15 protein-coding genes are annotated in these 12001 nt (G+C 28.1%); 12 read left to right on the top strand and 3 right to left on the bottom strand.

Annotation, left to right across the window (positions count from 1 at the left end):
* The first annotated feature begins 384 nt into the window (after positions 1-384).
* From CLTEP_RS03795 to CLTEP_RS03750, 11 genes are all read left to right on the top strand, one after another.
* A complete protein-coding gene (locus CLTEP_RS03795; RefSeq protein ID WP_066822886.1) occupies positions 385-1215 on the top strand; it encodes a type I phosphomannose isomerase catalytic subunit in 831 nt (276 codons plus the stop codon).
* Between the two features lie 137 nt (positions 1216-1352).
* Complete coding sequence (gene trmB, locus CLTEP_RS03790) at positions 1353-1994, top strand: tRNA (guanosine(46)-N7)-methyltransferase TrmB (RefSeq protein WP_066822883.1); 642 nt, start codon at positions 1353-1355, stop codon at positions 1992-1994.
* A 103-nt stretch (positions 1995-2097) separates the two neighbouring features.
* On the top strand, positions 2098-2352 hold the full coding sequence (locus CLTEP_RS03785) for a DUF3892 domain-containing protein (RefSeq protein ID WP_066822882.1): 255 nt from the start codon (positions 2098-2100) through the stop codon (positions 2350-2352).
* Between the two features lie 73 nt (positions 2353-2425).
* Positions 2426-2611 carry a GNAT family N-acetyltransferase gene (locus CLTEP_RS03780; protein ID WP_066822879.1) on the top strand — a complete coding sequence of 62 codons (186 nt, stop codon included), beginning with the start codon at positions 2426-2428 and terminating at the stop codon, positions 2609-2611.
* A 24-nt stretch (positions 2612-2635) separates the two neighbouring features.
* A complete protein-coding gene (locus CLTEP_RS03775; protein WP_066822876.1) occupies positions 2636-2965 on the top strand; it encodes a hypothetical protein in 330 nt (109 codons plus the stop codon).
* Positions 2966-3139: 174 nt separating this feature from the next.
* Entirely contained in the window at positions 3140-4207 is a 1068-nt protein-coding gene (gene cobT, locus CLTEP_RS03770) for a nicotinate-nucleotide--dimethylbenzimidazole phosphoribosyltransferase (protein ID WP_066822874.1), read from the top strand.
* A gap of 29 nt (positions 4208-4236) precedes the next feature.
* On the top strand, positions 4237-4830 hold the full coding sequence (cobC, locus tag CLTEP_RS03765) for an alpha-ribazole phosphatase (protein WP_066822872.1): 594 nt from the start codon (positions 4237-4239) through the stop codon (positions 4828-4830).
* 143 nt (positions 4831-4973) lie between these two features.
* Positions 4974-5522 carry a bifunctional adenosylcobinamide kinase/adenosylcobinamide-phosphate guanylyltransferase gene (cobU, locus tag CLTEP_RS03760; protein WP_066822870.1) on the top strand — a complete coding sequence of 183 codons (549 nt, stop codon included), beginning with the start codon at positions 4974-4976 and terminating at the stop codon, positions 5520-5522.
* Between the two features lie 39 nt (positions 5523-5561).
* Positions 5562-6329: an adenosylcobinamide-GDP ribazoletransferase gene (cobS, locus tag CLTEP_RS03755; RefSeq protein WP_242863863.1), complete on the top strand. Its 768-nt coding sequence runs from the start codon at positions 5562-5564 to the stop codon at positions 6327-6329.
* Positions 6330-6635: 306 nt separating this feature from the next.
* A complete protein-coding gene (locus CLTEP_RS14330) occupies positions 6636-6803 on the top strand; it encodes a YibE/F family protein (RefSeq protein ID WP_084364617.1) in 168 nt (55 codons plus the stop codon).
* A 112-nt stretch (positions 6804-6915) separates the two neighbouring features.
* Complete coding sequence (locus CLTEP_RS03750) at positions 6916-7128, top strand: DUF1450 domain-containing protein (protein WP_066822862.1); 213 nt, start codon at positions 6916-6918, stop codon at positions 7126-7128.
* A gap of 29 nt (positions 7129-7157) precedes the next feature.
* Here the strand turns inward: CLTEP_RS03750 and CLTEP_RS03745 are convergent, their stop codons facing one another.
* From CLTEP_RS03745 to CLTEP_RS03735, 3 genes are read right to left on the bottom strand one after another with little or no spacing between them, the layout of a single operon-like run.
* Complete coding sequence (locus CLTEP_RS03745) at positions 7158-8270, bottom strand: Ger(x)C family spore germination protein (RefSeq protein WP_066822860.1); 1113 nt, start codon at positions 8268-8270, stop codon at positions 7158-7160.
* Positions 8263-9339: a GerAB/ArcD/ProY family transporter gene (locus CLTEP_RS03740; protein ID WP_066822858.1), complete on the bottom strand. Its 1077-nt coding sequence runs from the start codon at positions 9337-9339 to the stop codon at positions 8263-8265. The genes CLTEP_RS03745 and CLTEP_RS03740 overlap by 8 nt, the downstream gene beginning before the upstream one ends.
* 1 nt (position 9340) lies before the next feature.
* Positions 9341-10804, bottom strand: a complete 1464-nt coding sequence (locus tag CLTEP_RS03735) for a spore germination protein (RefSeq protein ID WP_066822856.1) — start codon at positions 10802-10804, stop codon at positions 9341-9343.
* Positions 10805-11055: 251 nt separating this feature from the next.
* Here CLTEP_RS03735 and CLTEP_RS03730 point away from each other — a divergent pair, with 251 nt between their 5' ends.
* The gene (locus CLTEP_RS03730; RefSeq protein ID WP_066822854.1) at positions 11056-11988 is read left to right on the top strand and encodes a patatin-like phospholipase family protein; all 933 of its coding nucleotides are present in this window, start codon (positions 11056-11058) and stop codon (positions 11986-11988) included.
* Positions 11989-12001: the final 13 nt, after the last annotated feature.

Raw genomic sequence — 12001 nt, 5'->3', positions numbered from 1 at the left:
AATTATATTTCTTTAGATGTATTAGAGGTTTTAGAAAAAAACGAATGTTACAAATAGATATTATTGAAGATATAAGAGATGAAAGATTTACTATAGAAGAAGACTGGATTAATCCAATATTTGCTAAAACATAATTTAAAAACAAAACTGGAAATTAATTATTAAAATTTCTTGGGGTAGGGGGAGGTGTAACTATTTTTAAGGCCTATCGGTTTGCAGGCTTCCCAGTTATTCAAGTAAATGTTAAAAGAATAAATCTTAGTAAAAACAAATTTTTAACTGGAATTTTGATGCGAAATCTCTGGAAGCATTCTTTTTTAGTAGTAAATTTACAATATTAATGATAATATTAAAACGAGTATGTGTTTAGGGAGTGATATTATTATGAAAGAAAAATATATATTAAAGTTAAAACCATTTTTAAGTGAAAAGATATGGGGATGGGAAAAATGGATGCTATCATCTCACAAATATGGAAATGCTGTAGTTGATAATGGAATTTACAAAGGAAAAAAATTATCAGAAGTATTGGAGAATGGTGATGATTTCCCTATACTGATAAAAATCATTAATGCAGAGAAGACATTATCAGTTCAAGTACATCCAGATGATGAATATGCAATGAAAAATGAAAATTCAAAAGGTAAAACAGAATGCTGGTATGTTCTAGAGGCTGATGAAGGTGCTACTCTTGTTTCAGGTATAAAAAAAGGGTTAGATAAGGAAAGCCTCAGCAAAATAATAAATGATAATAAAATTGAAGAATGTTTAGAGTTTATAGATATTAAAAAAGGAGATTTTATTTATATACCATCAGGAACAGTTCATGCAATAGGTGGTGGGATAAAGGTCATTGAAGTACAACAAAATAGCAATATAACATATAGATTGTATGATTGGGGTAGAGATAGGGAAGTTCATATAGAAAAATCGATAGATGTTATAGATTACGAAGGTAAAAATAAAGGTGGTAAAATAGAAAATTTCAGTAAATTAGAAACACCATATTTTACAGTAGAAAAATTAGATATAAATGATAAATATAGATGCAAAGTAACAGAAGAATTCCACAGTTATACTGTTATAGAAGGTGAAGGAACTATAAAGACTGATTCTCAGTTACTTAAATTAAATAAAGAGGAAACGATATATATTCCTAAAGGAATAGAATATGATATAGAAGGAAAATTAAAATTAATAAAAGCTGTGGTGTAAAAGTATTTGTGTTTACAACTTGCAACCTGCCTGATTGACTGTTATTATAATAAAGTATAAAAACAAATAATATGTAAAGTATTATGATTATATATTTTGCATATGTAGGTTTATATAAAAAATTGAGGTGGAATGATATGCGTTTAAGAAAAAATTGGGCTGCAAGACCACAAATGGAAGCAAGTAGATTTTGTATATATAATCCATATGAATTGAAGGGAAAATGGAATGAAGTATTTCAAAATGATAATGAAATACATTTAGAACTTGGATGTGGAAGAGGAGCATTTATAGCTGAAATGGCTCAGAGAAATCCAGATATAAATTATATTGCAGTGGATTTAAAAGATGAAGTATTAATTTATGTGCTAAGAAAAATTGAAAAGTTGAATTTGGAGAACGTTAGAATACTACCTATAAATATAATGCTTATGGATGGCGTTTTTGATAAAAATGATATTGGAAGAATATTCTTGAATTTTTCTACACCATGGCCAAAACCAAGGCATAATAAAAGAAGACTGACTTATGGTAGGTTTTTGGATATGTATAAGAAGTTTTTAAAGCCAGAAGCAGAGATATGGTTTAAGACAGATAATAAGCCATTTTTTATGGATTCATGCAACTATTTCAAACAAAATGGATTTAAGCTTAAGTATTTAACTTTTGATTTGCATAGCAGCATATATAATTCTGAGAGTCCAATGACAGAATATGAGGAGAAATTTACTAAATTAGGTATGAAGACTATGTTTTTGATTGCCAAACTAAAAAGATAATAAAAAATAGTTGAAATGGATAAAATAAATTCAAAGCATATAAATAGCTTTGAATTTATTTATTATGGGTATAAAATTTACTCATAAAAATGGAGGTATGATTATGAATTTAGAATCAAAACATGTAATAACTAAAGTCGTTAAGGATAATAGAGGTGAGATAACAGCTTATCAACTTGAAAATGGAGAAATCATTATGAAAGATCAAGCTATTGAAATGGCTAGACAGGGTGCAATACAAGGTGTAAATGTAGCTACTTCAAAAAAGGGTGAAGAGTTTTTAAGAGGAGTTGGAGATGGTAACATCACAAATAACTTATCTAATCTTCCAACCATAGATGAAAGTGAAATAAGATAGCATTGAAGTTTTAGAGAATATACACAAGTTGATATCGATAAATCAAAAAAGCATCTCATAGGTAGAAATACATATGAGATGCTTTTTTGTATATGTAAATTACAATTTGTTTTGCAATTTTGACATTAGAGTTGATAATTTAAAGGCTATTAAATTATATAGTAAACTTGGTTTTATAAAAGAAGGATTGTTAATAAATGATATTAAAGACGGAAAAAATTTTTACGATACATTTATAATGAGTTATTTCATTTATTAAAATAATAAAAAGGAGTAAATAATAATGACTAATTTGGATTTTTCAATCGGATTATGTATAATGTCTGTAATATTAATTTTGCTAGGTATTAAAGCACTAGTTATCTCTTATAAACCCACTATGAAAGATTGTGGTGTTGATTCATTAAAACTTAGCGGTAAACATGGCATAATTGAAGGTTTCTTATTATTAGGTGTAAGTTTATCGTTAATATTTTCAAATAATACTTTTATTACCTATATTATAGTAATTATTCTTATAATTACTATGATAATTAATCATTTTAAAATGAAAAAATGTGAAAAACGTGAAGAACATAAAATATATGATTATAATATAAATAATAAAAAATAATTTTATAGAAACATTCTTTTGGTTTTGAATATATCTTTAGATTATTTCAGATGATACAGTTCTAGCAGTACCGATATAATATCACCTCCAAAGATAATTATATCATACAGTTGATTATGTTTCTATGTAGCGTTATTATTAATAAATAGATAACAGTGTAAGGAAGTGATATACATGAAATTATTAAATGAAACATTGAAAAGTATTGAACCTTTGAATGAAAATGCTGTTAAGGATGCATGGAAGTATTTGGATGGTCTTACAAAGCCCATTGCGAGCTTAGGTGAATTAGAAAATATAGCTGCAAAAATGGCTGGAATAACAGGTAATGTGCATAATAATATCAACAAAAAAACGATTATAATAATGTGTGCTGATAATGGAGTTCAAGACGAAGGTGTAAGCAGTTGCCCTCAAGAATTAACATGGATAGTCTCTAACAATTTTACAAGAGGTATTACTGGAGTTAATGTACTTGCTGATTTTGTTAATTCTGAAATTACAGTTGTTGATATAGGAATTAAAGGAGAAATAAATAATACTAAAATTTTGGATAGAAAAATAGCTAATGGTACTAATAATATGCTAAAAGGTCCTGCTATGACGAGAGAAGAAGCAATTAAAGCAATTGAAACTGGAATTGAGATTGTGGACAACCTTGTACAGAAAGGATACGATTTATTTGGAACTGGAGAGATGGGAATTGGCAATACTACTACGAGTTCAGCTATATTGAGTGTATTGTCTGGATTAGATGTTGATACTGCTACTGGTAGAGGAGCTGCATTAACAGATGAGCAATTTGAAAATAAAAAGCTTGTTATAAAAAAGGCAATTGAATTAAATAAACCAAATAGGAATGACATCATTGATGTGATTTCGAAAGTTGGGGGTTTTGATATAGCTGGTTTATGTGGATGCTATTTGGGTGCAGCTAAAAACAGAAAGCCTATTGTTATAGATGGTTTTATTGCATCAGCAGCGGCACTATGTGCATATAGATTAAATCCTCTAGTAAAAAATTACATATTCCCATCGCATTTGTCGGCTGAACCGGGAGCAAAATATATTATGAATGAAATTGGATTAGATCCTTTTTTGAATCTAGGTATGAGATTGGGAGAAGGCACTGGATGTGCATTAGCATTTAACATAATTGAAGCAGCACTTCATGTAATAAATAATATGGGTACTTTTGATCAAGCTGGAATTGTTACAGATTATCTTATTGAAATGAGGTAACAATATTTACATAATTTGGGGTGAAGTCATTGAATATATATTTGCTTAGACATGGGCAAACTAATGAAAACAAAGAAAAATTGTATTATGGTGATATGGATATTGATATGAACGAGTGCGGTAAAAAGCAGATTTATATGGCAGCTAAACATTTAAAAAATATAAAATTTGATAAGGTTTTTATAAGTGAAAGAAAGAGAACAAGACAAACTGCTGATATAATATTTAAATGTAAAAGGAATGATTACATTATTGATCCGAGATTAAATGAGTCAAGTTTTGGAATATTTGAGGGATTAACTTATGAGGAAATAATAAATAAGTATCCAGAAGAATATAAAAAGTGGAGTGAAGATTGGGTAAACTATTGTCCATTAAATGGAGAAAGTTGCAGTGATATGTGCAACAGAGTGAATAGTTTTATGGATGATTTAAAAAATATTGATGCAGAAAATATATTAATAATCACGCATTCAGGGGTGATGAGGGCGATTTATTGTTATTTGTTAGATAAGAATATAAATATGTTTTGGAAATTTGGATGCAAGAATGGAGATATAGCATTGCTAAAATATGAATATGGCAATATGTTTTTGGATTCAATTTTGCATTGCAATTCATAAAAATTATGGCAAGAAAACCGCAGTTGCTTGTCTTAGTGGTGGTTGAGAGAACATATGGTAAAGAAATATATAGTAATAAAACAGAAAGTTTATTATTTTATGGTAATTAATAAGAAGCAAAAAATAGAATAGGGGATGGAAAAATGGGCAAGGTAACGCTTATTACGGGTGGAAGCAGAAGCGGAAAAAGTTCTTATGCTGAAAGTATGCTTAAGGGTAAAGATGATGTTTTATATATTGCTACAGCTATTGTGACAGATAAAGAAATGGAATATAGAATAAAGAGGCACAGAGCAGACAGAAATCAAAAATGGACAACTTATGAAGGATATAAGGATTTAGATTTAGCTGTAGAAAATTGGAATAGCAAGTATGTACTTCTTGATTGTGTTACTGTTATGGTTACAAATTTGATGTTTGATGAAAAAAGAGATTTTGAAAAAATGTCACATAATGATATAGATGTTTTATTGAAACACATTAAGTTTCAGTTCAAAAAATTCATAGATAAATGTAGAGATAAAGATATTAATTTAATAATGGTAACAAATGAAGTAGGGTGGGGATTAGTACCAGAATATAAGTTGAGTAGAATTTTTAGAGATATTGCTGGATTTGTTAATCAGTACATAGCAAGTTTAAGTGATGAAGTTTATATTATTTCATGCGGACTTCCACTTAGATTAAAGTAAAACTAGATTGGGGGTAGCTGCAAATTGTAGCATTTAAGTATGAAGAAATTTATGAGCGAGTTATTGAATGATTTTTTGTTGTATTTTCAATTCTTTACAAGAATACCTATAAATAAAAATTTGAATTGTGATATGGAAAACTTTAAAAAAGGTTCTATATTTTTTATATTTGTAGGTCTCTTCATTGGAGTAAGTCAATGGACAGTTTTTTATTTGTTTAATAAAATTTTTCCACCTAAAATAACCGCTATATTTGTAATTATGGTTTCAATATTAATTACAGGAGCAACTCATGTTGACGGTTTAGGTGATGTTTGTGATGGATTTTTTGCATTTAAAGGAAAGCAAAAAGAAAAAATAATAGAAATAATGAAGGATAGCAGAGTTGGTACATTTTCGAGTATAGCAATTGTGTTTGATATACTCATAAGATATGCAGTAATAATAGCCATTATAGAGAAAAATGTAGCATTTATTATAATAGCGGCACCTGTACTTTCAAAGTTTTCAGTAGTGTTTATATCGTATATAGGAAAATGTGCTAAAAAATCAGGCACCGGAAATCTTTTTATAAACAATATAGATTTAAAAAGAGTTATAATATCGGCATTATTTACATTTGTTTTCATATTTAAACTTATAGGAGTAAAATATTCTATAATACTCATGAGTGTAGCATTAATAATTGCATTATTGTTTAACAAATATTGTGAAAGCAAAATAGGTGGACTTACTGGGGATACGCTTGGAGCTAACAATGAATTAGTTGATATGTTTGTAATGCTTGTATATTTAGCAATTATTTAATCAAATGATAATTAACTCAATTTTAATTATTATTAAAATTGAGTTAATATAATAGTATTAATAAGGAGACAAAATATTTGTATGTGTTAGTGAAAAATGTCTAATACATTGATTTTAGCTTATACTGGAGGTGCATTGGAATTAAGGCATTTTCAAAAAAATAACTAGTCAGTATGCTAGTCTATTTTGCGAACTACTTCATCGTTGGAACCCGTTGATAGAACCTACTATCAGCGGAACCCAACTCTTTGTATTTCACAAAATATACGTCGCATCTTTGACTTGTTATTTTCTTTCAAATGCCTAATGCTACTTTTTATGGCATCAAATATGAAGTTTAGGGAAATAATTAATTTAGATATGGTTTCAGCAGAAATAATAAGAGCGATTGCGGGGAGTATAGGATTGGCACTGACAATACCTCTTACTGTAATAATTGCAGCTAATATTAGAAATCATAAGGGTAATAGATAATTTTCATTTTACTATTTTTGGTTTAGTAAAATTTGTACACTAAAAATATTGTATTAAATGCAAAAATATGTTTATTTTTAGAGATATCAGATATAGAAATGGAGTGAAGTATATGAAAATAAGTTTTTGCGAACACAATAAAGCACGAGGGAAGGTACTAGATATGATAAAAAAATATCATCCTGAATTTGAAACTTCAGTTAATCAGTGTATTGGAGAATGTAATAAATGTGGAAGGCTTTATATAGCAAGAGTTGATGGAAAATTAATAGCGGGTGACACTGCAGAAGAACTCTATAATAAAATAATAAAATTTTATGTATAATTGAAAGGCTGTTATTTTGGAATAACAGCCTATTTATCTGATTTTCTGCCAAGAGAAGTTACTTTTACATTAACGTGAACATTTATTTTTGATTTGCAAAAATTATCATCACTAGCTACGTTTTTTTCCCTTCCGTATTTTGCAACAGCATAATATCCTAAATCAAGCCAATCTGTTTTATATACTTGTTGCATTTTTTGTATTTCTTTATAAAGCACTTTTTCTAGCTTTTCTTCGAATGTAGATTGTATTTTTTCTTTATTGCAAAAGCTGTTATCTTCTTCGCAAATGGAATTTACTGTTAGAACTCCTTTTAATGTTACATAAATATCGTAGACAAATATATTATTTTGTTTTGAAACTTTTACTTTGATGCTATTTTTACCTGTAAAATCAGTATAATTTTCTTTATTTGAAGTATTAATGCTTATATAACCAGTTGATTTATTATTTCTTAGTAGATTGATTAATCTAGCTTCATTTAAAGAAATCTTTTCTATCATTGTAGCACCTTTGAATAGTGCAAGTCCTGTTACTTGGGGTCTGCCTTCTTTTAATTCTATGTAGAGTAATGCCATCTTTCTGCCTTCTTGATTGTATGATAACAGCATATTCATTAATGTTGGATTAGTATAAAAAAAATTAGCTTCTTTTGAAAACTGCAATAATGATGCTATTTCTTCTGAATTTGTTGTTGAATAAAAAGGTTCATTTGTAAAAAACTTTTCTGTGCTTTGCTTGGTTATAGCTATATAGGCATTTTCATTTCTATTAGCATCTCTTAAAGTAGCATCCATAAAATCTTTAATACCACTTCTTGCTCTAGATTCACTTATCAAGTATACAATTTCATCAGCGAGCAACCATTCTTTACTGTTTTTTGTTTGTCTATCGTTTTGTGTAGTGTACAAAGTGTATCCCTTACCTGTTAAAGCTGTATGAGATATATTGTTATTTCCTTTAAAAATTAATGTTTCTAGTGTTGCTGAATATGGATAATCACATTCGGTATCTAAATCGTCCCCTATTCCAACTATTAAGCTCAATTCTTCTATAGGGACTGCATCATAGCAACTACATAAAAAAAATGGTGTAAGTGTAATAATTACAAGGCTTTTAAAAATTAATTTTGTTTTATGCATTTTTTTCACCTCTTGTTTTAAAAAAGACTATTATTACTGTAATAGCAACCCAAATGACGAGTATATACGAGACTATTGTTGCTGTTGGTTTCACTACTTTTTTAAAAAAGTTATCATTTTTTAGAGATATATAGCTTAATAAAAATAATACTGGTACAGGTAATAAGCAGGCTTTTTTATAATCTAATTTAAAGACATAAGATAGTGAATAAACCATAGGATAATCAAAAATTGAAGTAGTTAAAAAAATTGAATTACTCCAAAAAATCAAAAAAACTGCTTTTAAATCGGATATTATGTGAAGTCTTTGAGTTTCAAATATAAAAAGTAGTACATTATTCGTCTTAGATGTTAGCTCCCATCCTAGAAAATATATTGTAATAAACACAATATATGCATAAAAAAATGTTACGACTGATGTTATTAGAATAGCATTTTTTTTTAGACTTTTTCTATTTGATATATAACTTGATAAAAAGAAACATACTTCCCCTCCCTGATATGCAAGTAAACTTTTAGGTACAGCTTTTATTATATCTTTGTAACATGTTGCAAAAGGTTGTAGGTTTTTCACATCGCCTTTATTTGCAAAGAATAGAAGCACTATAACAATAGAGAGTATGAAGTATATAGATATTTCACTTAAACGACCGAGTACTTTAATATTGTGCCATGATGTATATGTCATTATAGAAACAAATATCAATACGACTAGAAATTCAGGCATGAATTTAGATATAGAAGTTTTTAATATTTGAGTATAATTAACTACTATTATAGGTATATAGAGCATTGAATCTATTATAAAAATAAAAGGAATAATTTTTGATAAATATTTTCCATAAGTATTTTCTGCAATATATTTGAATTCGCAATAATTAAGTTTTTTAGATATGTAGGCTGATGATAAAAGTACAAATAATGGAAGAATACCACCTATGATAGCGGAAATCCATGCATTTTGCTTAGCATCCTTGCATAAATCACCTGCTAATGTTATTATTCCTATACCTATAAATGAGTTTAATATTAGCGCTATATATTGACGATTGGTTAATTTGTTGTCCATATCAATGCTCCTTATTATTAGGAAATTTAAATAAATTGGTCATTTTATTAAATGAATTAATTGGCATTTTAATAAAAAGATCTTTGAAACCAGTTATCCTCAATGGTGCTATTGGTGTAAAATAAGGTATTCCAAATGAATCTATGCTTGTTAAGTGCACTAGAATAAAAAATGCACCAATTATTATCCCAAAAAATCCAAATAGTTTTGCTAATATTAACATTGGAAATCTCAAAAATCTAATAGAAAGAGACATTTCATAGTTTGGAATCAAAAAAGAAGCTATTACTGAAAGTGCAACTACAACAAGTGTAGTTGGACTTACTATTCCAGACTTTGTTGCTGCATCGCCAAGTATGATACCTCCAATAATACTAAGCGTTTGACCTATTGGTGTTGGAAGTCTTAACCCTCCTTCTCTAAGAAGTTCAATAAAAAATTCCATAAATATTAATTCTAAAAATGGGTTTAATGGAATTCCTAGTCTTGAATTAATTATTATTTTTATAAGGCTAATGGGAATTAACTCAGCATTATATTCTAGCAATACCAAATACATAGGGCCAAGAAAAATTACAATAAAGGAAGATATAACTCGTAATATTCTAATAACGTTTCCAATGAACAATCTGTTTGAATAATCTTCGAATGCTTGAAAAAATTCTATAAAAACAGCAGGCAAAACTATGACCTGAGGAGAACCATTTACCATGACAACAGCTTTGCCCTGTAGCATATCTGAAATTGCCTTATCTGGTTTTTCTGTGGTTTTTGTTTGAGGAAAAAAGCTGAATTTGTGTCCTTCAATGTATTGAGTAATATATCCTGTATCAGGTAAATATTTTGCATTTATAGAATTTAATTTGTTTTTAATATTACCTAATATATTTGGGTCTATTAAGTTATCAATATACATTAGCACAACATCATTTTCGCTTTCTTTACCCAATATAAATTTTTCTATTTTAAAATGGCTATTTCTTAATTTTTGCTGAATAATTGCAATATTCATTTCTAGATTTTCAACAAAAGATTCCTTATCACCTCTCACGTGTCTTTCAACATTCGATTCAGTTACTGCTCTATGTGTTCCACCAGTTGTGTTGCATATTAAACAATTATCGCTATTATCCACAAGAATAACACATTTGCCTCTTTTCAGTGAATTGGTTATTGATATAACATCTTTTGTTATTTTAATGCTATAACTCGGTATATATTTTTCTGCTAGATATCTTGGAAGGTTATTATCTACAAGCAATTCTTCATCTATTTTAAACAAAAGAGGATAGAGTATACTGTTTTCTATATACTGCTGATTAACTAGCCCATTAATGTATAAGATAGAACATGATATATTACCTTTAAGTTTTATATTTCTAGTTATGAAATTATCATTTAAAGCCATATTTGAATATATTAAATTAAGATTTTTTTCAATGTTTTTATCAAGTGTAGTAACCATGCCTATATTCCCACTTTCAATTAATTTATATTATTTTTTGCACTATTAATCAATTATATGCATTTAACTAAAACTATCTTCAATTCGTAGTTTGAATTTTTATCACATATTACAACGAAAAAATGCAGTATGCAGAGATTTTTATAGTGAATATTACGAATTGAAGTAAAACTAGTTAATATATTTATAAAACATATAAATAATGGTAAAATATACTTAATAGATACTATATATGGAAAGAGGTGAAATTCATGAAGGTTGATGCTGTATTTGAAGGGGGAGGAATGAGGGGCATAGGCATAGTAGGTGCTTTAAGGTATTTTGAGAAAAAAGGATATGTGTGGAGAAAAACAGCAGGAACGTCAGCAGGGGCAGTTATAGCTGCACTAATTATAGCTGGATATACTCCTAAAGAATTAGAAAAAATATTAGTTGATACAGATTTTACAAGATTTTTAGATAGAGAAGGTATGCATAGAATTCCTCTAGTTGGTAAGGCATTAGGTTTTTTTAAGGACAAGGGAATATATTCTGGTGAATACTTTGAAAATTGGATGTATGAATTATTAAAGGCAAAAGGAATTGAGAGATTTAAAGATGTTTGTTTCGAAGATGAATCAAAATTAAAGATAATAGCTTCTGATATAACATTAAAAAAGATGTTAGTAATTCCAGATGATTTATCATATTATGGATTAGATCCATTTGAGTTTTCTATTGCTAGAGCGGTTAGAATGAGTATAAGTATACCTTTTTACTTTAAGCCTATTGAGCTTAAGCATAAAGATGGTATTAGCTACATTGTTGATGGTGGAATATGTTGCAATTATCCAATAAATATATTTGATTCAAAAGAAGAATTGACTATTCCAACAATAGGGTTTAAATTTGATAATAATATGATAGGATATACTTATGAAGGTAAAACAGATGCTATGTCTTTTCTTTTTGATATAGCAGATACTATGTCGGCAGAAACAAATGGTTCTAATTTAAGTGAAAGAGATAAATATAGGACTGTTTTTATACCTACTTTAGGAGTTGAAACGACTGAATTTAATATATCTAAACAGAAAAGTATTAGGCTTTTTCAGTCAGGTTATAGAGCAGCAAGAAAGTTCTTGAAAAAGTGGGATTTTGAAAAGTACCTAAATGAATATTGTAAGGATAAAAAAATGGCTTAAAATATAAAAACAA

This window comes from Clostridium tepidiprofundi DSM 19306, from assembly GCF_001594005.1.
Classification (GTDB): domain Bacteria; phylum Bacillota; class Clostridia; order Clostridiales; family Clostridiaceae; genus Clostridium_AC; species Clostridium_AC tepidiprofundi.
This window is presented reverse-complemented; position numbering and strand designations above follow the sequence as displayed.

Bases quoted from the DNA above. Each gene is read 5' to 3' on its own strand.
- CLTEP_RS03795 (WP_066822886.1), top strand. From the start codon at position 385: ATGAAAGAAAAATATATATTAAAGTTAAAACCATTTTTAAGTGAAAAG.
- trmB (WP_066822883.1), top strand. From the start codon at position 1,353: ATGCGTTTAAGAAAAAATTGGGCTGCAAGACCACAAATGGAAGCAAGT.
- CLTEP_RS03785 (WP_066822882.1), top strand. From the start codon at position 2,098: ATGAATTTAGAATCAAAACATGTAATAACTAAAGTCGTTAAGGATAAT.
- CLTEP_RS03780 (WP_066822879.1), top strand. From the start codon at position 2,426: ATGAGATGCTTTTTTGTATATGTAAATTACAATTTGTTTTGCAATTTT.
- CLTEP_RS03775 (WP_066822876.1), top strand. From the start codon at position 2,636: ATGACTAATTTGGATTTTTCAATCGGATTATGTATAATGTCTGTAATA.
- cobT (WP_066822874.1), top strand. From the start codon at position 3,140: ATGAAATTATTAAATGAAACATTGAAAAGTATTGAACCTTTGAATGAA.
- cobU (WP_066822870.1), top strand. From the start codon at position 4,974: ATGGGCAAGGTAACGCTTATTACGGGTGGAAGCAGAAGCGGAAAAAGT.
- cobS (WP_242863863.1), top strand. From the start codon at position 5,562: ATGAAGAAATTTATGAGCGAGTTATTGAATGATTTTTTGTTGTATTTT.
- CLTEP_RS14330 (WP_084364617.1), top strand. From the start codon at position 6,636: ATGCTACTTTTTATGGCATCAAATATGAAGTTTAGGGAAATAATTAAT.
- CLTEP_RS03750 (WP_066822862.1), top strand. From the start codon at position 6,916: ATGAAAATAAGTTTTTGCGAACACAATAAAGCACGAGGGAAGGTACTA.
- CLTEP_RS03745 (WP_066822860.1), bottom strand. From the start codon at position 8,270: ATGCATAAAACAAAATTAATTTTTAAAAGCCTTGTAATTATTACACTT.
- CLTEP_RS03740 (WP_066822858.1), bottom strand. From the start codon at position 9,339: ATGGACAACAAATTAACCAATCGTCAATATATAGCGCTAATATTAAAC.
- CLTEP_RS03735 (WP_066822856.1), bottom strand. From the start codon at position 10,804: ATGGTTACTACACTTGATAAAAACATTGAAAAAAATCTTAATTTAATA.
- CLTEP_RS03730 (WP_066822854.1), top strand. From the start codon at position 11,056: ATGAAGGTTGATGCTGTATTTGAAGGGGGAGGAATGAGGGGCATAGGC.